The organism is Pseudomonas sp. BRG-100, assembly GCF_000737955.1.
Taxonomy (GTDB): Bacteria; Pseudomonadota; Gammaproteobacteria; order Pseudomonadales; family Pseudomonadaceae; genus Aquipseudomonas; species Aquipseudomonas synxantha_A.
Genome location: NZ_JPRX01000001.1, coordinates 1,207,122 through 1,228,312 on the forward strand (window position 1 = coordinate 1,207,122; position 21,191 = coordinate 1,228,312).

Sequence of the window (21,191 nt, forward strand, 5' to 3'; positions counted from 1 at the left end):
ATCGCCTGAACCACCGCTTTCGCAGCGTCGCTGAAGCTCGACAACTCCCACAGGGGATCGGCAGTGCTGGGTTGATCTCGGTTGGCAGGGCCATCGCGCCAAGCACAACTCCCGACAACAACACCGCCCAAATGTGGGAGCTGTCGAGCCCCGGCGAGGCTGCGATGGCGGCGGCACAGGCAACATTTTCATCGCCTGAACCACCGCTTTCGCGGCCTCGCTGAAGCTCGACAGCTCCCACAGGGGATCGGCAGTGCTGGGTTGATCTCGGTTGGCAGGGCCATCGCGACAAACACAATTCTCGGCAGCAATGGCAGGCTCTTCAGGCTTGCAACATCAACATGTCTTCAAAGAACCCACCCACTGGCTCAGTGGGATGGCACAACTGGATCTCCAGCACCCAGGCCATTTCGCTCGGTGGGATCTCCAGGTCAGCCAACTCCTTGCTTTCGAACAAGGCATGGGGGAAATCCGCAAGGCGATGCCCCGCCAGATTGCGTGCCAGCCTCCAGCCTTTCGACACGGCGCTCTGTTCGGCGAAGTCGTAGAGCTCGCGCCCGGTCAGCCCACGCAGCCACGCTTGGCGGGTCTCATCGAACACCTCATGCAACGCAGTCCTGCACGCCAGATGCAGCGGCAACTCACCGAAGATGAACGTGTCGCCGTAGTCGCCTTCATAGCCGTCCCATACCGGCCCCAGGTCGACCACGATGATATCGCTGGCGCGCAGTTTGCGCTGACGATCAACACCTTCGCGGGAGGGCCGGATGGTGTCGGGGCCAAAGCGAATGTAAGTCGGGTGCCAGGTGTGCGAGGCGCCCATGGCCGTGAGTTGCTGGGCGGCCATCTCCAGGGCTTCGCCGGTGGTCATGCCGACCGTCAACCGGCTGGCGATGGCCGCCAGGGCGCGTATGGATTTTTCTCGCGCCGCCAACATCCCGTCCAGGGAATAGCGCGGGCCGACTTTTTCCCAGATCGGGTCGAACGACAGCGACACCGCCTGCGCGCTTGACCGGCCACTGGCGACAAACGCCTCCGCGACAAACCGATGGCTCGGCAACCCCGCCTCAACGCAATGGGCACGCACCTGGCTAAGCATGGGGCCGTTACCACACGCATAGACCTGGGCCGCCTCCCAATGATGCCCGTGGCTCAATGCAACCTCCTGCACCCGCCCCTCGGATGATCGCACCGAATGCCAGCGAAAACGGGGGTGCTCGAGCATCGATTCATCCAGAAAGGCGCCGTCATAAAAGTCGGTTGACTGCGCGCCGCCCCAATACAACGTCACCTCGACATTGCGTTTGAGCGCGGTCAACAGGATCGGCTTGATGCCCGCGTAACCGGTACCCGTGGCAAACAGCACGACGGGCGCTGCGTCATCGTCCTGCCAGGTGCAGGCGCCAAACGGTCCTTCCAATTGCATCCGCGCCCCCACGGCCAAACCATCCAGTACGCCCTCGGAAAAGTACCCGCCGCGCACCCGACGAATCTGGAAGACCAAACGCCCCTCCTCCTCTGTTGGCAGGTTGGCAACCGAGAAGCAACGCGTGTCGCCGTCTGCCAGGTGGAACTTGAGGTATTGGCCAGCTCGCACCTTCAACGGTGTATCGGGCTTGAGCATCAACTCAATGACATCAGGCCCGAGCGCGCGCTTGCCAATAACCTGAGCGCCAACGACCAACGCAGGCGTATCCAGGGACCAGCCGGGAATCTCCAGGCGCATGTCGGTGCAGGCATGGCTCTGGCAAAGCAGCATTTCATTGGCGGCCAGTGGGTAACACGGCGCCGGCGCATCCGGCGCCAGGCGCTTGGCCCGGTACTCACCTGCGGCGACCACCACCTTGCAGGAGCCGCACGCGCCGCGGCGGCACGAGAACGGCACGGCCAGGCCGCTGGCAAGCATGGCGTCGAGCAACAGTTCGTCGCCGGTCTCAAAAGTTTTTCCCGAGGGAGACAGTTCGATGACATGGCGTGTGTTCATAAAGACCTCGGGGTAAGTGAGGCCTGGATTGTTACGCTAGACTAGGACCATTAAAACCTCCAGATTTGGATACTTCAGATGGTCCAGTTGCGTAAATGGCGCCCCCTGCTCAAGCTTGACGACAACACCCGCCAGGCGTCCTATCGCAAGATTGCCGAAGGCTTGGTCGCCGCGATTGTCGAAGGGCGCCTGCCGCCTGGGACGTTGCTGCCGGGCACACGGGAAATGGCACAAATGCTCGACGTCAACCGCAAGACGGTGATCCTGGCCTATGAAGAAGCGATGACCAAAGGCTGGCTGATCAGCGAGCCGCGCCGTGGCACATTCGTCAATGCGCAACTGGCGCCAAAGCCCTTGCCCTGTGCTGTGCAACCGTCTTTCGCCCCACTGCTGCTGGACCAGCCGGTGGTACCGTATTTCACCCATAACGCCCAGGTTGTCGCGCTTCAGCATCGGCACAGTGCGCTGTTCTTCGACAATGGCACCAGCGACCACCGCTTGCTGCCCCAGGCCGTGTTGCATCGCTACTATCGCCATGCGCTGCGTAACAGCTTCGCCTCCAACACGGTGCGCTACGGCAGTGAGGGCACCGGCTATCAGTTGCGCTGCGCCCTGGCCGAGATGCTGCGCAATAACCGCGGGCTGACAGTGACTGCCGAAAATATTTGCCTGACCCAAGGCACGCAGATGTCCCTGTACCTGAGCGCCAGCCTGCTGATCAAGCCTGGCGACGTGGTACTGGTGGAGCGTTTGAGCTACCCGCCGGCGTGGGAAATTTTCCGCAAGCTCGGCGCGCAGTTGGTCACGGTCGACATCGACGATGAAGGTTGCCGCACCGACCAGGTCGAGCGCTTATGCCGCGAGCACACGGTGCGCCTGATCTACCTCACGCCCCACCACCAATTTCCCACCACCGTGAGCCTGCATGCCGCACGTCGACAACACTTACTGGCATTGGCCGCGCAACATGACTTTTGCGTGATCGAAGAAGACTACGACCACGAATATCACTTCAGCGGCCGCCCTTACCTGCCGCTGGCCAGTGACCGCGCCCAGCGCCATGTGATCTATATCGGCTCGTTATCCAAGGTGCTGGGCTCGACGTTTCGTTGCAGTTACATCGTGGCCCCCACGCAAGTGATTGAAGCCCTGCAGCGCAATGCCGCACTGATGCTGGGCGATGCCGATGCGGTCGCACAGACCATGCTGGCGGACTTGATCAATCACGGTGAGTTGAAAAAACACCTGCGCCGCGTTTCGAAGGAATACAGGGCGCGCCGCACCGTGCTGCGCGACTGCCTGGACCAGGCATTCGGTGAGCGCATACAGATACGCGAGCCCGAAGGTGGCTTGGCGCTCTGGGTGCGTTTCGAGGATAGCCTGGACGTGGATCGCTTGGTGCACACCGCCTTGGAGCATGGGCTGGTGGTACGCAGCGGTCGTCAGTTTTCACCCAGCGACCAAGCAGAAAACGCACTGCGCCTGGGCTTTGCCTCCCTGGACCGGGATGAGATCCATCACGCAACACAACGGCTGGCCCAGGCTATGAAAGCGATGGATAGGCGCTGAACGCGTGATGGCCCGGTGCAACGGTTCCTTTCCCGCTTACCTAGCCGTTCGGTCAGTTACCGCGCCGCCCCCTTTAACGTACCCTGGCCTCTGAACCTGTCGGAGCACTCGGGATGTCGCTGATCAACGCTGTCGAACGCGCCTGCACACGCCTGGCTCCCACCGGCTGGCGTGATCTGTTGCTGCACCATGGCTTGGACATAACCTCGACAACCCTGCGCGATGAACTCGCCAAACCCCTGCTCATCGATCGTACCCAGCCCGGCTTTGAGGACTTTTCGGCCGATGGCGTACGTGGCGTCGAGCCTGGGCACCCGGCCGCCAGCCTGCTGTTTCATGCATTCGCCTCGCCGAATGTGAACCTCGGAATCAACGGCAGTACACTCACAGCCTTCCCTACCCCTGCTGAAACCGAACACATCCTTAATTATGTCTACGGTGCCAATCCTCCCAGCATGGAGGTTTTGCAACTGGCCGCCGGTGATGCAGAGCTGGCGATTGCCGTGTTTGCCTATGAATACCGCCCCCGCCCCGAGACCGTGCATGGGCGCCAGGCCGACCTGTGCTTTTCCCGCACCGGAATCGCCCGGGTCGGTACGGCGCCAGCGCTGTATGACCCGCAACGCAGGGGCTTTTTGCCCTTTGTCGAGGACCAGCCCAATCAAATGCGCGTTATCCCGGCGCGCTACGGCGCGTTCATAGCGGCACGGCATGTGGGTCAGCCCGAGCGGTTCGGCCCGATGAATGCTCAATCCATCGACCATGATCTTGAGTTCTGGGTGCCCTTGCATAAGGTATTCGATGGCGACGAGTGCGTGGCGGGTATGGACCTGAGCGTTCAGTTGGTCAATCACCAGGTCAATGAAAAGATCGGTCAAATCCACAGACGCTTTCGCAATACCGGTTGGCAAGAGCCTGACATTCTCAACGCACCGTTCGTCATTACCGAGGGGTTATGTCATTGGGCGGATATCGATGGCTTTGCACCAGGCTTGCTGGTGCCCAACGCCAAGGAGCGGCTGGTGCAGCTGGCTCACTACCAAGGTCGACCGTTGTCCTTCATGATGCCCCCGGGCACCGGCGGCCTGGTGCATGGGCGCCATCATGTGCGTGACGACGGCTCGATTGAAGACCTGAATCAACGTGAGGATGTCGATGCCATCGTCAAGGCCGGAGGCTACCGAGCCTTACACTATCAGGACGCAATGGCCGATGGCTGGGTGCGCGCACTCTGTCCAGCACTGGAACTGCAGAGCATCGCCGCCTATTCGATTATCGGAGCACCGGATTTTTACCCGTTGTGTGGACAACGGGAACTCAAGCAATGGTCCAGCGATCCGCAGGTTTTTCCTTGTCCTACCCCACCCTGTCCGCAGGTATGGCACACGCGAGTCAACCCACTGTCCGATGTGCGGTTTTTCATCAATCAATCGCTCAGGGGCGGTTATTTTTCCGCTGAAGACCGCGGCGCCACTGCGATCGTCTCGCACCCCCAAACGTCCACGACTCCAAGCCCCGGACATCCGGCGGCCTATGCCCAGCGACAATCCTGCCTGCCGGATTTCGCCAGCGGCGTCTTCGGGCCTGGCTGGGAAGTCGGCCGTGGTTTGGTAGATGCCCCATTCACCAATATGCTGTGCGGCTATCAGTTAGCCAGCCCGTTCACGGAAGATGCACGCATCTGTGCTGCGCTGGGTTCGTACTGGCCAGGGGTGGCGCCTGATTCAACCCGTACGTTCGAACCACGCAATGTCTCTGCTACGGTCATCCCGCTGACTGACAACGAAATCGGCCTGCTAGACCAGCCTGCCTGGGATGGGCGTAGCGGCCCCTCACTGATCGAACTGGAGGGGCGCACGCTGGTTCAATACCAGGCTTATGAATACGGCGACTACACCCAGGCCGCGCTGGATGGCCGGATCTCACTGGCCGCGACCGGGCAGACCAGCACCAGGCAGTACCATCAGCGTGTCCTGGGCATGCGCCGCGCCTATCAAGCAGTCGGTGCGGGCTCAGACAGCGAGCAACGAAAACGCTGGCCGCTGCTGTCGTTTTTTCAGGTGCAATTACCGGACGAAGCTTTCGACGTCGCACAGCAAGAGGCCGGTTTGCGACTGGAAGGCGAGGTGGCGTACTACAGGCTTTACAAACACGGCGCGATCAGCACCCCAGCGCACGACTTCAAACTTCGTCATGTGGAAATAGAGCAAGAGATCGAACTGTATATGAGCCAGGACGCGCTGCTTATCCGCCGGGACGGGGAGCCCTGGCGACACCTCGATGAGTCACTTTGACGTCGTTGTTGTCGGCGGCGGCCCGGCTGGCTGCGCTGCAGCAATCCACTGCGCACAGCAAGGGCTACGGGTAGTCCTGCTGGAGAAGACCAGTTTTCCCAGACACCGGCCGGGAGAAACACTGCACCCTGGCGTTGAGCCGCTGCTGCGCCAACTGGGGATCACCCTCCAGAATTACCACCGCCACACGGGCCATTGGATTCACTGGGATGGCCCGCCTCGTTTCCAGGCATTCAGCGCAAGTGGCGACGAGCAATGGAGGGGCTTCCAGATTCCGCGAGCGTTACTCGACCAGCAATTACTTGAACAGGCACGCAATCTCGGCGTGCAGATCGTTCATCTCAGACATCCGAGCCGGGTATTGCTGGAGCAAGGTCGTGTTCAAGGCGTCCAGGCGCAAGCAGCACAATGGACCGGGCAATTTGTAGTAGATGCCACTGGGCATCACGCCTGGCTGCAACGCCAATTGAAAATACCCTTGCGCCGTTTTTCACCGCGGTTGGTCGCACGTTACGGCTACTGCGAAGACAGCAACCTGCCGGATGAAAAACTCGAGCTGTTTGCCCACTCAGACGGCTGGCACTGGATTGCCCGTATCAGCCCAACCTGCCTGCACTGGACCCAACTGGCGTTTGCTCAAGACGTGCCGCACCGCCTGATACCCAAGGCATTGGAGCCACTGAGGATGATCGGCCGGATTCGCGGAGCAGATGTCTCGTGGCGACTGTGCCGCACGACAGCCGGGAGCGGTTATTTTCTAGTCGGTGACGCCGCTGCGACGCTGGACCCGTGCGCCTCTCACGGCGTGATCAAGGCATTGATATCCGGCATGCAGGCGGCCTCGGCGATTATCGATTGTCGGTCCTGGCCGGCTGGCGAAATGACAGTGCAAGCGGCTTATCAGGCTTGGGTAAAAAAAACCGTCGAGCGAGACGTGCTCGCCCTACGTCGCTTCTATCGAGCCCACCCTTATCCACCTGGCTGGCTATGAGACGACCTCAACGAGCCCCAGCGCCGTAGCCAGTGCAATATGCCTTACATGGATATCCTGCGATCAAGCTTTGCTTTGCATAGGCGCTGCGCAGGGCGTTATCCACGATGCCTGCGCAACAAAGGCCAGTTGGACGCGAGTGCTCCGGGCTCATAGTCTCGCCCCCTGACCCGTACCAGGTCGGGGAATTCAAGCAACAATGCGCGATTCCCCCTGCCGATGTGCTCCATCACCGCCAGGGTGATGTTTTCTCGCACCATGCCCGTCGAGACGTAATACATGGCCCAGGCTTGTTCCGGCGTGCAGAGGCCGATCTGCTCTTCAATCTCTTTGTACGCTTTGTAGTCGTCTGACTCCAAATAGCACTGATCACCGCCTTGGCGCATGCTGTTGCCCTCCCCGGCCCCTGGGTCAAACGCCCAATAGGCCTACACTCACGTACCGCTCTTGACCTTGGTCCAGACCCGGGTACGAATACGCTCCGCCTTCAACGGCAACGGCTCAAGCGGAACCAGCGTGGCCATGGTCTTTTTATCGGGATAAATCCACGGGTTATCGCGCAACTTCTGCTCGACGAACTGCGTGGCATCTTTATTGGCGTTGGGATAGAGCATGTAGTTGGAAGTCTTGGCAATCACCTGGGGGCGCAGCATGTAATTAATGAACTCCAGCGCGGCCTTGGGGTGCCGAGCGTCTTTGAGCAGTACCCAGTTTTCAGACCAGACCAATGCGCCTTCTCGAGGCAGGCTGTAGGCAATCTTGCGTCCGCTGTTGGATTTTTCATTGATCGCCTGCGCAGCCAGCGCACCATTGGCCCAGCCTACAACTGCGCAAATATTGCCGTCAGCCAAATCGGTGTCGATTCGCGAGGAATCGAAATAGAGCACGTAGGGACGGATTTTCAGCAGCAGAGCCTGGGCCTTCTGGTAATCCTCAGGGTTGGTACTGTTGCTGGGCAGCCCCAGGTAGTGCAAGGCGATCGAAATGATTTCGCTGGGCGAGTCGAGCATGGCCACGCCACAGGCCTTGAGCTTGCTGATATTTTCTTCTTTGAAGATCAGATCCCAGCTGTCCACCGGGGCGTTATCACCCAGGGCGGCCTTGACCTTGTCCACATCGTAGCCAATGCCGGTGGTGCCCCAGACGTAGGGTACGGCGTAGCGATTACCAGGGTCATTGACCGCCAGCAGAGACAGGATATCGGGATCGATATGCGACAGATTACTCAGTTGCGAGCGGTCCAGCTCTTGCAACACCCCCGCCTTGATCAGGCCGGGCAGCACATTGGAAGTAGCCACGACCAGGTCATAACCGGTGCGCCCGGCCATGACTTTGCTCTGCATGGTTTCGGCGCTGTCGAAGGCATCCATATGCAGCTTGATGCCGCTTTCCTGCTGGAACTCCTTCAGGGTTTGCGGCTCGAGAAACCCGAACCAGTTATACAGATACACCGAAGATTGCGCGGCGCTGGCCGGCGTGCTGATGGCGGCGCCAAGCAGCGAGGCTAAAAAAATAGCTCGCAAGTGTGATCGACTCATATGACTATCCTTGTCTACCCGACGCGCCTTCATGGCTATCGTAAGCTCGGGGTGAATATACCGGGCGTTGTCGAATAGTAAATACCTACAAGTACTTAGCCCTGGCCTGCAAATCCCTAACCCTAAAGGGGTAGAACATGTCGCTTGACCTTCACAACCTGGCTTGGCATCGATCGGTTGGAAAACTGATCATGCAGCTTGATCGACCAGAGTTCTGGAGCTCATTGATTCGCGTATTGAATGAATATGTGCAGATAGACAACTGGGTTGTGCTGGTTTTCAGCGATCACGCCGTGCGGGTGATCAGCCTGCCGGAGGTGGCGGACAGCGAAGAAGTGGATGCCTTTATTCATCGGTATGTGAAAGGTCTTTACCTGCTGGACCCGTTTTATATCGCTAATCGGGAAAACCCACAGAGCGGGTTCTTCCATCTGCTCGATATTGCGCCGGAACACTTTCTTGAAACCGAGTACTACCAGCAATATTTCGCGCAATACATCTCGGTCGATGAGGCGCAGTACAACGTGCAACTCGATGCCGACAGAACCTTGTGCATGTCGTTTGGCAGTAACGTGCGCTTCACCCAGGCGCAAGTCACGCTACTGGACATGATCAAGCCGTGGGTGACGGCAATGATGCATCAACGCATGTGCTTTGAAATTGACCCACAAAAGAACATCGCCGAGCCCGCCCCATGGACTGAGGCGCTTACCCAACTGGAAGTACACATAACGGCACGCGAGAAAGACGTGTTGAAGTTGCTGCTCAGCGGTTTTTCCAACAAGGAAATCGCCGGGAAGCTGTTGCTGTCGACGGAAACCATCAAGGTCCACCGCCGTAACCTCTACAGCAAGCTCAATATCAAGTCACAGTCCGAACTGTTTGCGCGGTTTTTTATGCCAAGACCGGATGAACTGGCCTAATGATTTTGGACGCCTCAATCGCGCGCTATGATGACGTCCAAAACCGAGGTGTACGTCCTTCATCCCCTGTCCAAAGGATACTTAACGATAAAGTCGTTACCTTTCATCGGACGAGCAAAATACTTTTTGGTTAATCGCAATTCGCCCTCCTCCAACCAGACGCTCAGTTTTCTTCCCAAATTCAATCACTAACCGTTTCACACATACATTAGATCTGACGTGGTGAGCAGGTTGGGGCTGCGTCTATCGGAAGCCGGCGAACCGTTGAGCGACAAAAACAAGGCGTAGCGGATTAGATCTTCTATGCTTGCTCCCACAAAGGAATTTCCCAATGGCTGAACCAGAACCGCGGCTTCTGCAGGTGCACGCCCTCAAGGCTGCTTGCTCGAACTGCAGCGTGTTTGAACTGTGCCTACCTATCGGTATGACGGGCGGTGAAGTCGAGCGCCTCGACACCCTGATCGCCCAGCGGGTGAAGGTCAAGAAAGGCGCTGCGCTGTATCGCACCGGCGACCCACTGCGCTCGCTGTATGCCGTGAGGTTGGGCTTTTTCAAGACCAGCATCCTTTCAGTAGACGGTCGCGAACAAGTCACCGGTTTCCAGATGCAAGGCGAAATGCTTGGCCTGGACGCCATCAGCACCGATCACTACGCCTGTAACGCTATTGCCCTGGAAGACAGCGAAGTCTGCCCTTTACCTTTCAACCTCCTGGAAAAACTGGCCCACGATTTACCTTCGTTGCAGCACAACCTGAACAAACTCATGAGCCAGGAAATCGTGCGCGACCACAGCATGCTGTTGATGCTCGGCAACATGAACGCCGACGAGCGCCTAGCGGCGTTTTTGTTGAACCTGTCGCAACGGTTCAACATGCGCGGCTATTCCTCTCGGGAATTTGTCCTGCGCATGAGTCGCGAAGCCATCGGCTCATACCTGGGCCTGCGCCTGGAAACCATCTGCCGGTGCATCGCCCACCTGCGCCAGGAGGAACTGGTGGACATGCATGGACGCAACGTCATGATCCTGGACTTGCCCGGCCTCAAGCAAAAAGTCGCCGGTTGCCATCGTCATGCCGAGCTGTAATGCCTGCGCTGCATGACCTCTGATCTACATCAATACCCCTCAATGCTATAGGTCGACATTAAGACGCAGCGTTCGAACCTTCGTATCGACGAAGGTGACCGAATCTTCCGTCTCATGGAGGCCCTGATCATGGCAACGCAACTGCAAGGAATAGAACCGGTCATCCCGACCGTCAAACCTCATCTTCTGGCCGGCAGATTGCGCAAGGTCGAACCCAGGCGCCTGTCGCTGAGCCTGCTGATCGCGCTGGTCGTCGGCTCGATGATCGGCAGCGGCATCTTCAGCCTGCCCCAGAACATGGCGGCCAGTGCGGGCGCCGGGGCAATCCTGATCGGTTGGCTCATCACCGGCGTGGGCATGCTCTCGCTGGCCCTGGTCTACCAGACCCTCTCCAATCGCCAACCGGAACTGGATAACGGTGTGTTTGCCTACGCCCGTGCATTGGGCGGCGAATTCCTCGGTTTCAATTCGGCGTGGGGCTATTGGATCAGCGCCTGGATCGGCAACGTCAGTTACCTGGTGATTCTGTTCGCGGCGCTCAGTTATTTTTTCCCGCTATTCGGCGAAGGCAATAACAAAGCGGCGATTGCCGGTGCATCTGTGGTGCTGTGGGCGTTGCATTGGATGATCCTGCGCGGAATGCGCACCGCCGCCAAGGCCAACGCCTTGACGACGATCGCCAAGGTGGTGCCGCTGTTGCTGTTCATCGGGCTGGTCATTGCCGCGTTCTCCAAGGACACCTTCAGGGTGGATTTCTGGGGCGCACCGGCACTGGGCAGCACGCTGGATCAGGTCAAGAGCACCATGCTGGTCACCGTTTGGGTGTTCATCGGTATTGAGGGCGCCAACGTATTCTCCGCCCGGGCCGCCGAACGGGCCGACGTCGGCCGCGCCACCGTAATTGGCTTCATCCTTACGTTGATGCTGCTGATCGCTGTTTCGCTATTGTCGCTGGGCATCCTCAGGCAACCGGAATTGGCCGCCCTGAAGAATCCCTCCATGGCCGGTGTACTGGAGGCGGTAGCCGGGCCGTGGGGCGCGGTACTGATCAGCATCGGCCTGATCGTGTCGGTGAGCGGCGCGTTGCTGGCTTGGACGCTGCTGGCGGCCGAGTCGGTGTTCACCCCGGCCAAGGAACAAGTCATGCCGCGCCTGCTGGCCACGGAAAACCAACATGGCGCTCCGGCCAACGCGTTGTGGATCACCAATGGCTGCATTCAATTGTTCCTGTTGCTGACCCTGTATTCGAGCGCCAGCTACCTGGCTCTGATTTCACTCGCCACCTCGATGATCCTGCTGCCCTACCTGTTCAGTGGGCTGTATGCACTGAAGATGACCTGGCAAGGCCAGACCTACGCCGGCCATCGCGGCCTGCAACTGCGCGACATGGCTATTGCCTTGGTCGCAACAGCCTATTGCATCTGGCTGCTCTACGCCGCCGGCCCCCGCTACATGCTGCTCAGTGCCCTGCTCTATGCCCCCGGCTCGCTGATCTACCTGAGCGCCCAACGGGCCAGGACGAGCCGAGCTCTCAATGGTTTTGGCTGGGGCCTGTTGCTGGTGATCTGGCTGGCGGCGATCTTCGCTGGCTGGATGCTCTGGTCCGGCCAACTGTCCTTGTAAGTTTCGTAAGCGTGCATTGAAGCGTTCGGCAAAGGTGTCTGGCAATTGTGCCCAGCCCTTGCGGACATCACCCAGGAGGAATATCCAAGCCGTGACATGCAGATGCGCCTCGCTGGCAGCCGCCAGGGCGGCGGCGTAATGAAGGGCAGGAGAATGTCGTTGTGCCGGGTTGAGGATCAGCAACAGGCGTTGATACTGGCTCATGATGGGGCTCCCGCGTAAGGCTCGTGCGCCAAGACTCAGCGTCGATGCCGTGAAAAGTACCGGCTGTCATGAGTGGATTCTGCGATGGCGCAATGATCTCGACTTGATTTACATCAGAACCAAGGACGCCAGGGTGATAGAAGGTGCGGGTTCGTCGGTACTGCTTGTTCAGACAGGAGAACGCTCATGCGCGCCATGGTCCTGCACTCGCCCGGCCAACCCCTGCAGTTGGAAGAACGGCCGTTGCCCGTACCGGCGCGCGGGCAACTGCTGATCAAAGTCCTGGCCTGCGGCGTATGCCGCACCGACCTGCATCTGTTTGACGGGGAACTGCCTCAGGCCCGGCTACCCCGGGTCCCGGGCCATGAGATTGTCGGGCACGTCACCGGAGTCGGAACAGACGTGGCGACCGGCTGGGTCGGTCGGCGAGTAGGCGTGCCCTGGCTGGGCTGGACTTGCGGGATTTGTGAGTTCTGCCAGTCAGGACGGGAAAACCTTTGTGACCAAGCATTGTTCACCGGCTGCCAGCTGGACGGCGGCTATGCCGACTACACCGTTGCGCACGCGCGTTTCTGTTTCCCCCTCCCCGACGCGCTGGATACTGCTGAAGCGGCACCTCTGCTGTGTGCGGGGCTGATTGGTTTTCGCGCCTTGCAGATGGCGCAAGACGCTAAACACCTGGGCTTCTATGGCTTCGGCGCCGCTGCCCACTTGGCGATCCAGATCGCCGTGGGCCGAGGCCAGCAGGTCTACGCTTTCACCCGTCCAGGCGACGAAGATGGCCAGGCGTATGCCCGATCACTCGGCGCTAGCTGGGCTGGAGCCTCAGATCAACTTCCCCCGCACCTGCTGGACGCGAGCCTGATCTTCGCACCTGTCGGCGCGTTGGTACCCCTGGCCTTGCAAGCCACCGCCAAAGGCGGCTGTGTGGTATGCGCCGGTATTCATATGAGCGACATTCCGCGCTTTCCTTATCGCCTGTTATGGGAGGAGCGCAGCGTGCGTTCAGTGGCCAACCTGACTCGCGCCGATGGCGTTGCATTTTTCGAGCAGATCCAACGCACTGCCGTTCATTGCAACGTGACCTGCTACCCCCTGATCGAAGCCAACCAGGCTTTGGAACGGCTACGAAGCGGACAGGTCAACGGTGCCATCGTGCTCATTCCCTGACCGCCAACAGGCTGCCCGGTACCCAATAGTCGTGCTGGCGATCAAACGCTCCAGACCGACACGGTGCGCGGTTCCCATCACCACGGCGTCAACCATCGCACATCTGCATCGAGTTGTTTCCTTAGACGGTCGGCACGTTGCTCCGGCCCCAGCCCATGCGGTTTGATTTGAATCAAATGCAGCGCAATCAATGATTGGCGGCGCCAGGGCTGATACAGATCAGAACCGACGTCCACCACGGGCGTAGAACAGCTGGGAACGCGAAGCTTTTTAGCGCACCGCATGCCTATACCCGATGGAGGATCGACTCATGCTCACAGTCAAAGACCACAACGAACGCGCCGCCGCCTTGTACGCAAGTATCAGCGGCAAGCATTGGATCCAGGCGCTCAAAGACGGCCGGCATGTGCTGATCCGACCGCTGCGGGACGAGGATCGCCAGCGCGAATATGAGTTCATCAAGCGCCTATCTCCGGAATCACGGCACATGCGCTTTCTGTCGCAAATCAATGAACCCGGAGCGGCAATGCTCGATCAGTTGATGGATGTCGACTGCAAGACGCGCCTGGCTTATATCGCTCTGGTTCATGACAACGGCCAGTTGATCGAAATCGGCGTCAGTCGCTACTGCGCCACGTCCGAGCACGAATGCGAGTGCGCGGTGACCGTCGCCGATCAATGGCAGCACCTGGGCCTGGGGACGTTATTGATGGAGCATCTGATCGACGTGGCACGTAAAAACGGCTACCGGCAGATGTACTCCGTCGATGCCGCGAGCAATGCCGCCATGCGGGACCTGGCCCATAGCCTGGGGTTCGAGACCCATACCGACCCCGACGACACTCGGCAGGTCATCCACCGTCTTTATCTTTAGCCAGGACATTGCGCGAGTGCCACATTCCATGGCCCTCGCGCAGGTGGCTCCCGTTATGCCTGCGGCTTAATCGCCCAGACACTGCAGGGCGCCCGTTGCAGCAAGAGTTCGGCGGTCGTCCCCAGGCGCTTGTCCAGGCCATGATGCGCCGTGGTCCCCATGACGATGACATCCGCCTGATGATCGGCGGCGAACGTGCAGATACTGCTCAACGGCGCTCCCTCGATGAAATGTCGTTGCTGCGGCATGACCCCGTGGCGTTCGGCCAAGGATTCGAAAACTTCATGCTGCGCCTCGCCCAACGCTTCATAAATGCCGGTTGCCAGGGGCAGTACGCCGAAACCCATGTCGGACGCATAGACAGCCGTCCAGTCAAAGGCATGCAGCAGTTCGACTTCGGCGTTGCATTGCTCAGCCAGCTTGACGGCCGCATCGACGATCTGGTCGTTGAACACCAGGTCCTGTTCCTCGCTGCGCAGCACGTCGACGATCGCCAGGACCCGCCGCGGCCGCGGGTTGCGCGAATCGGTGACCAGATGCACCGGCACGGGACAGTCACGCAGCAAGCGCCAGTCCAGCGGTGTGAAAAAAATCCGCTTCATCACCGGCTCCGGCTGTGCATCCTTGATGATCAGCGCCAGCGGCGATTCCTTGATGTACTGCTGCAGGGCTTGAAAGGCATCCTTGCCCCAGACCACTTCGCACGTCACCTCGACGCCATGCCGGCGCGCCAGTTCGGCCTGTTGCAACAGCCAATGCCGATGAGTTTCCAGGTAGCCCTCGCGGGCCTGCTTGGCCTGATCCGGCGCAAACAGACCGCCCACCGACAGTAGCTCCAGATAATCGATCGCGACAATATGCAGCGCCAGCTCCAAAGCCAGCGCCAACTCGGTGGCGCGGTCGAACGCCGGCGTACGGATCATGGCGTCAGGCGCCAATAACAACAAACGGGAAGCCTGGGACATGGAGCACCTCGACACGTGGCGTTAACCACTGAGTGAATGGAGGATTGCAGAATGAACGCATGGCCAGTGCAGGACTTGATCTTCATCAAACTGCCATCATCCAGGCTCACAGACTAGAGAGCCAAAGCCCGCCCCACATCGCCAAGGTCATCAATAGCTGACCTGGAATGACGAACCCAGCGAACTGCCGCCCCCCGCTGACCCAGGCCACCACGCATTTGCTCAGGGAGTTGCTGGTCAGGGCCATCAGGACGGGCACGGCGATGCCGTCGAAGGGTAGCAATCCGCCCTTCGCCAAAGACGCAATGGAGGCCGTCGAGGCATGGGCGTCAACAAGACCGCTGAAAATTGCGGTAGCGACCACCCCGGCCTGCCCGAACGCATCAAGCATAGCCGACGACACAACGGTGATAACGGTCATCGCCACAACGACCATCAACGCCAGTTTCAGGCTGAAGGCCCCGCCGTGCTTGATCCCATCCTGCGCATGCGCCCTGGGTCGGGGAAACATCAACACGCAGGCGTAAAACAATACCGCCAGCAATCCGCACAGCAACGACCACCCCATCCGATGCAGCAACGCTGGCTCCACGGCACCGAGAATCAACGCCATCTGTGCCAATGTCGCCAGGTTGGCCAACATTGCGGCCGCGCTGAGCAGCTTTACATCGAGCGGTTCTTTCGCGGCAATGTGCCCCATGGTCGCGACAGTCATCGTAGCGGAGGCAAAGCCCGATGCAATGGCGCCAAGGACGTAGCCGTAGCGAGTGCCAAAGGTACGGACAGCAACGTGCCCCAACGCCCCCACGCTCATCAGCATGACAGTCAGGGCGCAAATGGTGCGCAGATTGATCGCGTTGTAAGGCCCCAGATAACGATCTGGGGCGAGCGGCAGCAAAACTAGTGCGGAGATCAATAGCAGCAAGCCATCGCGCAATTCAGCAGCGGTCAGTTGGATGCGCGCAAACTGATGCAGCATCTCACGGTTGGCCAGCAGCCCCGCCATTACCACGCCTATCGCAATCGCCAAGGCAGGGGCACTGACACAGAGCGCGCCCAGCACCAGCACCGTAAATAATGCCACCTCGCTGGTGATGCCCGGGTCCTGATCGAGGCTCCTCCAATACGCAATGGTGACCAATGCACCCAGCGCGAGCGCGACAAACCCTAGCAATAAAGGGCCGCCGGTCCAGAGCGTTACATACCCCAACATCGAGGTGACGGCAAACGTGCGCAAGCCGGCAACATCGCGTCTGCCCTCCTCGCCCTTGCGCCGCTCACGCTCAAGTCCCACGAGCAGGCCGATCCCCAGCGCGGCGCCCGCATTTACAAAGCCCAGGGCTTCGGTCATGGCTAGGCGCTACGACGGGATTGGAGCAGATGTTCGCGGGGATGCCGCTGGCGCGACATGCGCGGCTCCCGTGCGCTCGATCACGCTGCGCGGCCAGACATGGGGCGCATCGATTCGCGCCTGCAACGTCCTGGTAAACGCCCGCGCTTCATCAACGCTCCTGAAGCCTATGCACAAGGCATCCAGATGCACGACCCATCGCGTACCTGCCTGTGGCTCTTCAAGCCAGATAATCATGACCAACCTCCCAAAGCGGGTGTGCCTGGACTCACAAGTCGGAACCCAGCCTGCGCCTAATTGATCAGGGCGGATTGATCATGATCAAACATTGCGCTGCAGCTCGTCCGTCGCCGGTGCCGATCCGACGCAATTCAGTGTGTTTGATGCAAATCAAACTACCCAGGCTCAACGCGCCCATGATCGAACCAGACACAGCCCGCGCGACCGTCGCACGGCGCCAACAGGTCCTTGCCCAGGAGGTTTGTCATGTCTACGCAATCACGCTTGATGCTGGTCGTTTCGCCACTGATGCAACACAACCCGGCGTTCGAGCGCGCCGCCGCACTGGCCAAGGCCGAGGGCGCCGCACTGCACATTGTCGCCTTTGATTATCTTGAAGGCCTGGCCACGGCCGGGCTGGTCAATGAGCAAGCACTGGAGCAGATGCGCCTGGGCTACATTGAACGTCATCGCCAGTGGCTGGAAGAGAAAGCCAGGCCGCTGCGCAAACTCGGTATCGAGGTCACGACCGAAGTGACGTGGGTCGAACGCCCGTTGCAGGAAATCCTGGTTCACCTCAAGGAAACGCCGATGGCCGCGCTGATCAAGACGGTGGATCCTGAATCCTGGATCTCGCGCCTGATGTTCACGCCTCTGGACGTGCACCTGCTGCGCGAATGCGAGGTGCCACTGCACTTCGTCAACAAAGTGGCCCATGCGCGCCCGCGCAAAATCCTGGCCGCTATCGACCCCTTCCACCGAGACGGTCGCTACAAAGACCTCAACGACCGGATCCTGGCTGAAGCCAACAAGTTGGCGGCCAGTTGTGATGCGGAACTGGAAGTCATCTACGCCTACGACCTGTCCTCCATCACCGCCGCCGAATACGGTTTTGGCAACGGCTCGACCTTTTTCTCATCGACCTTGGCCCGACAGCTCTACGAATCCCAAGGGGCAGCATTCGACACCCTGGCCGAACGCAACGGTATCGCCCCGCAGCAACGGCGCATGATCATGGGCGACCCGGCCAAGGTGCTCGCCAGCTATGCGGGGGCCCACGATGTCGATGTCATTGTCATGGGCCGCGTGCACTATGGCGGCCTGGAAAAGCTGATCGGCAGCACGGTGGAAAGCTTGCTGTACAAGATGCCGTGCAGCTTGTGGGTGATTGCACCGCAGCAGTTTGACTGAGACATAAAGGCCATCACCGATGGCCTTAGAACAACCGCTTCGGGTTTCAGGGGTCACGGCTGATGAACCGAACGAGCAATACCCTCGCACGCCAGCAGCCCATTTCCACCGATGCCGTGGCCTGGCACATGCTGTCCGCTGAGCAGGTGATCGAACGGCTGGGTGTCAAGGAGCAAGCTGGGCTGGACGCGGCGCAAGTCCAGCCCCGGCCTCTGCTGACCGGGCATTGGCAGCCTTTGCGTTCATGCTGGCGATGCCAACGACATGCTGCTGTTTACTGAACTGGAAGCCCGGCGATGGATGGCCTTCTCGCCTTGATCAAGGACCCGCTGTCATGCTCCATTCACAACCCGGCCCCTATGACGTGGTCATTATCGGTGGCGGCCAAGCTGCCTTGACGGTGGCGTATTTTCTGCGACGCACGTCCCTCTCGTTCGTCATCCTCGATGCGCAGGAAGAACCGGGTGGTGCCTGGCGACACGGCTGGAACTCGTTGCGGCTGTTCTCCCCCGCTACCTGGAGTTCAATTTCCGGCTGGATGATGCCGCCCACACCAGATGGATATCCTTCGCGTAATCATGTTGTCGACTACCTGAAGCGGTATGAACAACGCTACCAGTTTCCAGTGGAGCGTCCGGTGCGGGTGATAGCCGTGGAACATGCATCCACAGGCTTGCGGGTGCGTTCGGATAAACAATCCTGGGAGGCCAAGGCGGTGGTCAGCGCGACCGGCACCTGGAGCAACCCCTACGTTCCTGCTTATCCCGGAGCGGACGAATTCACCGGTCAACAGCTGCATTCGGCCCACTATCTCGAGCCACAGCCGTTCAAAGGCAAGAAAGTGCTGGTGGTGGGGGGTGGCAATTCGGGCGCACAGATTCTAGCCGAGGTATCCAAAGTTGCCGAGGCGACCTGGGTAACGCCCACTGAACCGCTGTTCCTGCCTGACGAGGTCGACGGACGGGTTCTGTTCGAACGCGCCACCGAACGCCTGAAAGCCCAACAGGAGGGCCGGCCCATCGAGCAACCGGTGGGGGGGTTGGGAGACATCGTCATGGTGCCGCCGGTTGTCGAAGCGCGCGAGCGCAACGTCCTGAAGGCTGTCCGACCGTTCACGCGCTTCACTCGCAACGGCGTGGTCTGGCCCAATGGCCGCGAATCGGTGGTGGATGTGGTGATCTGGTGCACCGGCTTTAGACCCGCGCTGACCCACCTGGACACCCTGGGCATCATCAATACCGAAGGCAGCGTTGACGTGGAAGGGACCCGTTCGGTGCAAGAGCCGAGGCTGTGGCTGGTGGGATACGGCGAGTGGACGGGCTCAGCCTCTGCCACGTTGATCGGCGTTACACGCACGGCACGCAGCACCGCCAGCGAAATCGCCGCGTTTCTGGGCAGTTCATCCTCGGCTTGAAACCGCCTTGGCAGAGCAAGCTCAATATCAAATCGCAGTCCGAACTGTTTGCCCGATTTTTTATGCCAAGGCCGCAAGCCCATGCGGCCGTTTGAACGCGGCAAAACCGTATCTGGCCAAATTCAGCACAAACAAAAACGCCGATCATTTCTGATCGGCGTTTTCGTTGAATATGGAGCGGGAAACGAGACTCGAACTCGCGACCCCGACCTTGGCAAGGTCGTGCTCTACCAACTGAGCTATTCCCGCAAATGGCGTCCCCTAGGGGACTCGAACCCCTGTTACCGCCGTGAAAGGGCGGTGTCCTAGGCCACTAGACGAAGGGGACACGCTACTGAAACACATGGTGTGTATTTCAGTGCCCAGAGGCCTCGTCCGAAGACTTGGTCCTGGTTTCACTCAATGCCGCCCGAGGGCCACACTGCTTGTAAATTGGAGCGGGAAACGAGACTCGAACTCGCGACCCCGACCTTGGCAAGGTCGTGCTCTACCAACTGAGCTATTCCCGCATATGGCGTCCCCTAGGGGACTCGAACCCCTGTTACCGCCGTGAAAGGGCGGTGTCCTAGGCCACTAGACGAAGGGGACACACGTACAACATTCACTCCCTACCGCGTTTCGCTGTGTGCTTTACGCTGTAAGTGGCGCGCATTCTATGGATGGATTGAAAGGTCGTCAACCCCCAAGGATAAATTTATTTAAATCAATGACTTCGCCATGGTTTGCCGGCCCGTACGGGCATTGTCGCCGCTGGAGCCTTGGCGCCTATATTCTGGCGTTCAACAAGGCGTTATAGTCTGCCTGGGCAAATGATGGCAATGTGCACCCATTCGGAAGCGCTTACTTATATAGAAGAAACTACCCGGGCAACTGGTCGATCGGTCCTATCCGCCGGGTGCCCCAGTCACTACACTCCACAGCAAACCCTATAAAGAGGTCACACCGGTGACACCACTCATGATCACCCTGCTGGTAATAGCCGGGATCGTAATACTGATCGCCATTGGCTACATGAACCACGTGGTGGAAAACAACAAGCTGGAAAAGAAGCGTACCGAGATCGAGCTTAACGATCGCCTGCGTCGCTGCGGTGAAATCACCGAGACTTTCCCCGGCCAACTGATGACCCCGGCGCTCAAACTGTTGCTGGCTCGCCTGGAACTGAACGTCAACCAGCGCCTGTTGAACCTCAATAAGTCCAGCGCACCAATCAAGGCACGTATCAGCGAGCTGAATGCGTTGATCGCCCAGGGCGAATCGATTCCGGTGGCCAACCCACCTGCGCCGATCCAGACCGAAGCCAAGGCCAAGGACGTGCGCTTTTTGCTCGAAGCCCTGCACGGCCAAGTCACCCGCGCAGCCCAGGACGGTTTCCTGCCAACCAATGAAGCCAAGCACTGGATCAAGGAAATCCGTCATATCCTGGTACTGCTGCATATCGAGTTCTTCAACAACCTCGGCCAACATGCCCTGCTGCAAGGCCAGCCCGGCCAGGCGCGCCTGGCGTTCGAACGCGGCGTGCAGTACTTGCGCAAACAACCGGAACCGGTGCTCTACAGCGCACAGTTGCAACTGCTGGAGTCACAACTGGCCCGCGCCAACTCCACGGTGCTGACCAACAGCCAACCGGCAGAAGACGAAGTCAACGAGCTGACCGAAGGTTTGAAGGTCGTCGATGCCGACGCCGAGTGGAAAAAGAAAGCTATCTACGACTGACAGCCCAGTCAATAACGTGGGAGGGGTGTCAGTTGGATGGCACCCTCACACCATATGCCATCACTTTGCATCTATCCCCCC

Annotated in this window: 18 protein-coding genes, 4 tRNA genes and 1 pseudogene; 13 read left to right on the forward strand and 10 right to left on the reverse strand. The window is 59.5% G+C overall.

The features are described from left to right. Positions 1-224 (forward strand): hypothetical protein (locus JH25_RS28975; RefSeq protein ID WP_236648025.1); only part of this gene is annotated, 224 nt, incomplete at its 5' end. A gap of 98 nt (positions 225-322) precedes the next feature. Here JH25_RS28975 and JH25_RS22080 read toward each other — a convergent pair. Further along, the gene (locus JH25_RS22080) at positions 323-1,984 is read right to left on the reverse strand and encodes a M24 family metallopeptidase (protein WP_032877051.1); all 1,662 of its coding nucleotides are present in this window, start codon (positions 1,982-1,984) and stop codon (positions 323-325) included. Between the two features lie 78 nt (positions 1,985-2,062). On the opposite strand from JH25_RS22080, the gene pdxR reads away from it, so the two are divergent. The 3 genes from pdxR (at position 2,063) to JH25_RS22065 (ending at position 6,838) form a co-directional block, all read left to right on the forward strand. Beyond that, complete coding sequence (pdxR, locus tag JH25_RS22075; RefSeq protein ID WP_032877054.1) at positions 2,063-3,553, forward strand: MocR-like pyridoxine biosynthesis transcription factor PdxR; 1,491 nt, start codon at positions 2,063-2,065, stop codon at positions 3,551-3,553. 113 nt (positions 3,554-3,666) lie between these two features. Continuing rightward, complete coding sequence (locus tag JH25_RS22070; protein WP_032877055.1) at positions 3,667-5,847, forward strand: hypothetical protein; 2,181 nt, start codon at positions 3,667-3,669, stop codon at positions 5,845-5,847. Further along, positions 5,834-6,838: an NAD(P)/FAD-dependent oxidoreductase gene (locus tag JH25_RS22065; RefSeq protein WP_032877056.1), complete on the forward strand. Its 1,005-nt coding sequence runs from the start codon at positions 5,834-5,836 to the stop codon at positions 6,836-6,838. Before JH25_RS22070 ends, JH25_RS22065 begins: the two co-directional genes overlap by 14 nt. A gap of 98 nt (positions 6,839-6,936) precedes the next feature. Here the strand turns inward: JH25_RS22065 and JH25_RS22060 are convergent, their stop codons facing one another. Both JH25_RS22060 and JH25_RS22055 read right to left on the reverse strand, forming a co-directional pair. Then, positions 6,937-7,224 (reverse strand): hypothetical protein, encoded by a 288-nt coding sequence (locus JH25_RS22060; protein ID WP_005786654.1) that lies wholly within the window; start codon positions 7,222-7,224, stop codon positions 6,937-6,939. 48 nt (positions 7,225-7,272) lie between these two features. Next, positions 7,273-8,376 carry a polyamine ABC transporter substrate-binding protein gene (locus JH25_RS22055; protein ID WP_032877058.1) on the reverse strand — a complete coding sequence of 368 codons (1,104 nt, stop codon included), beginning with the start codon at positions 8,374-8,376 and terminating at the stop codon, positions 7,273-7,275. A 137-nt stretch (positions 8,377-8,513) separates the two neighbouring features. On the opposite strand from JH25_RS22055, the gene JH25_RS22050 reads away from it, so the two are divergent. From JH25_RS22050 to arcD, 3 genes are all read left to right on the forward strand, one after another. Further along, positions 8,514-9,299 carry a helix-turn-helix transcriptional regulator gene (locus JH25_RS22050; RefSeq protein WP_032877059.1) on the forward strand — a complete coding sequence of 262 codons (786 nt, stop codon included), beginning with the start codon at positions 8,514-8,516 and terminating at the stop codon, positions 9,297-9,299. A 331-nt stretch (positions 9,300-9,630) separates the two neighbouring features. Continuing rightward, positions 9,631-10,383 (forward strand): fumarate/nitrate reduction transcriptional regulator Fnr, encoded by a 753-nt coding sequence (gene fnr / locus JH25_RS22045; RefSeq protein ID WP_032877061.1) that lies wholly within the window; start codon positions 9,631-9,633, stop codon positions 10,381-10,383. 129 nt (positions 10,384-10,512) lie between these two features. Further along, on the forward strand, positions 10,513-12,006 hold the full coding sequence (gene arcD, locus JH25_RS22040; RefSeq protein ID WP_032881041.1) for an arginine-ornithine antiporter: 1,494 nt from the start codon (positions 10,513-10,515) through the stop codon (positions 12,004-12,006). An 81-nt stretch (positions 12,007-12,087) separates the two neighbouring features. On the opposite strand, the pseudogene JH25_RS28980 reads toward arcD, so the two are convergent. Further along, positions 12,088-12,210 (reverse strand): annotated as a pseudogene (locus tag JH25_RS28980) (universal stress protein); the annotation flags it as partial. Positions 12,211-12,396: 186 nt separating this feature from the next. Between JH25_RS28980 and JH25_RS22035 the strand changes: the two are divergent. Together JH25_RS22035 and JH25_RS22030 are read left to right on the forward strand one after the other, a co-directional pair. Next, positions 12,397-13,380 (forward strand): zinc-dependent alcohol dehydrogenase family protein, encoded by a 984-nt coding sequence (locus JH25_RS22035; protein WP_032877062.1) that lies wholly within the window; start codon positions 12,397-12,399, stop codon positions 13,378-13,380. Positions 13,381-13,690: 310 nt separating this feature from the next. Then, on the forward strand, positions 13,691-14,254 hold the full coding sequence (locus JH25_RS22030) for a GNAT family N-acetyltransferase (protein ID WP_032877063.1): 564 nt from the start codon (positions 13,691-13,693) through the stop codon (positions 14,252-14,254). A 53-nt stretch (positions 14,255-14,307) separates the two neighbouring features. Here JH25_RS22030 and JH25_RS22025 read toward each other — a convergent pair whose 3' ends face one another. Continuing rightward, on the reverse strand, positions 14,308-15,219 hold the full coding sequence (locus tag JH25_RS22025) for a universal stress protein (RefSeq protein ID WP_032877065.1): 912 nt from the start codon (positions 15,217-15,219) through the stop codon (positions 14,308-14,310). A 106-nt stretch (positions 15,220-15,325) separates the two neighbouring features. Next, positions 15,326-16,570 carry an MgtC/SapB family protein gene (locus JH25_RS22020; RefSeq protein WP_032877066.1) on the reverse strand — a complete coding sequence of 415 codons (1,245 nt, stop codon included), beginning with the start codon at positions 16,568-16,570 and terminating at the stop codon, positions 15,326-15,328. Between the two features lie 486 nt (positions 16,571-17,056). Between JH25_RS22020 and JH25_RS22015 the strand changes: the two genes are divergently transcribed. From JH25_RS22015 to JH25_RS22005, 3 genes are all read left to right on the forward strand, one after another. After that, positions 17,057-17,980, forward strand: a complete 924-nt coding sequence (locus JH25_RS22015) for a universal stress protein (protein ID WP_032877067.1) — start codon at positions 17,057-17,059, stop codon at positions 17,978-17,980. Between the two features lie 62 nt (positions 17,981-18,042). Further along, a complete protein-coding gene (locus tag JH25_RS22010; RefSeq protein ID WP_032877068.1) occupies positions 18,043-18,261 on the forward strand; it encodes a hypothetical protein in 219 nt (72 codons plus the stop codon). Positions 18,262-18,314: 53 nt separating this feature from the next. Then, positions 18,315-19,394, forward strand: a complete 1,080-nt coding sequence (locus JH25_RS22005; RefSeq protein WP_032877069.1) for an ArsO family NAD(P)H-dependent flavin-containing monooxygenase — start codon at positions 18,315-18,317, stop codon at positions 19,392-19,394. A gap of 173 nt (positions 19,395-19,567) precedes the next feature. Here the strand turns inward: JH25_RS22005 and JH25_RS22000 are convergent. The 4 genes from JH25_RS22000 to JH25_RS21985 form a co-directional block, all read right to left on the reverse strand. Further along, positions 19,568-19,643: transfer RNA gene (locus tag JH25_RS22000), tRNA-Gly, on the reverse strand. A 3-nt stretch (positions 19,644-19,646) separates the two neighbouring features. Beyond that, positions 19,647-19,722: transfer RNA gene (locus JH25_RS21995), tRNA-Glu, on the reverse strand. Between the two features lie 105 nt (positions 19,723-19,827). After that, positions 19,828-19,903, reverse strand: a tRNA-Gly gene (locus JH25_RS21990). 3 nt (positions 19,904-19,906) lie between these two features. Then, positions 19,907-19,982: transfer RNA gene (locus JH25_RS21985), tRNA-Glu, on the reverse strand. Between the two features lie 369 nt (positions 19,983-20,351). Between JH25_RS21985 and JH25_RS21980 the strand changes: the two genes are divergently transcribed. Further along, on the forward strand, positions 20,352-21,110 hold the full coding sequence (locus JH25_RS21980) for a hypothetical protein (protein WP_005786648.1): 759 nt from the start codon (positions 20,352-20,354) through the stop codon (positions 21,108-21,110). Positions 21,111-21,191 lie beyond the last annotated feature (81 nt).

Bases quoted from the DNA above. Each gene is read 5' to 3' on its own strand.
- JH25_RS22080 (WP_032877051.1), bottom strand. From the start codon at position 1,984: ATGAACACACGCCATGTCATCGAACTGTCTCCCTCGGGAAAAACTTTT.
- pdxR (WP_032877054.1), top strand. From the start codon at position 2,063: ATGGTCCAGTTGCGTAAATGGCGCCCCCTGCTCAAGCTTGACGACAAC.
- JH25_RS22070 (WP_032877055.1), top strand. From the start codon at position 3,667: ATGTCGCTGATCAACGCTGTCGAACGCGCCTGCACACGCCTGGCTCCC.
- JH25_RS22065 (WP_032877056.1), top strand. From the start codon at position 5,834: ATGAGTCACTTTGACGTCGTTGTTGTCGGCGGCGGCCCGGCTGGCTGC.
- JH25_RS22060 (WP_005786654.1), bottom strand. From the start codon at position 7,224: ATGCGCCAAGGCGGTGATCAGTGCTATTTGGAGTCAGACGACTACAAA.
- JH25_RS22055 (WP_032877058.1), bottom strand. From the start codon at position 8,376: ATGAGTCGATCACACTTGCGAGCTATTTTTTTAGCCTCGCTGCTTGGC.
- JH25_RS22050 (WP_032877059.1), top strand. From the start codon at position 8,514: ATGTCGCTTGACCTTCACAACCTGGCTTGGCATCGATCGGTTGGAAAA.
- fnr (WP_032877061.1), top strand. From the start codon at position 9,631: ATGGCTGAACCAGAACCGCGGCTTCTGCAGGTGCACGCCCTCAAGGCT.
- arcD (WP_032881041.1), top strand. From the start codon at position 10,513: ATGGCAACGCAACTGCAAGGAATAGAACCGGTCATCCCGACCGTCAAA.
- JH25_RS22035 (WP_032877062.1), top strand. From the start codon at position 12,397: ATGCGCGCCATGGTCCTGCACTCGCCCGGCCAACCCCTGCAGTTGGAA.
- JH25_RS22030 (WP_032877063.1), top strand. From the start codon at position 13,691: ATGCTCACAGTCAAAGACCACAACGAACGCGCCGCCGCCTTGTACGCA.
- JH25_RS22025 (WP_032877065.1), bottom strand. From the start codon at position 15,219: ATGTCCCAGGCTTCCCGTTTGTTGTTATTGGCGCCTGACGCCATGATC.
- JH25_RS22020 (WP_032877066.1), bottom strand. From the start codon at position 16,570: ATGACCGAAGCCCTGGGCTTTGTAAATGCGGGCGCCGCGCTGGGGATC.
- JH25_RS22015 (WP_032877067.1), top strand. From the start codon at position 17,057: ATGTCTACGCAATCACGCTTGATGCTGGTCGTTTCGCCACTGATGCAA.
- JH25_RS22010 (WP_032877068.1), top strand. From the start codon at position 18,043: ATGAACCGAACGAGCAATACCCTCGCACGCCAGCAGCCCATTTCCACC.
- JH25_RS22005 (WP_032877069.1), top strand. From the start codon at position 18,315: ATGCTCCATTCACAACCCGGCCCCTATGACGTGGTCATTATCGGTGGC.
- JH25_RS21980 (WP_005786648.1), top strand. From the start codon at position 20,352: ATGATCACCCTGCTGGTAATAGCCGGGATCGTAATACTGATCGCCATT.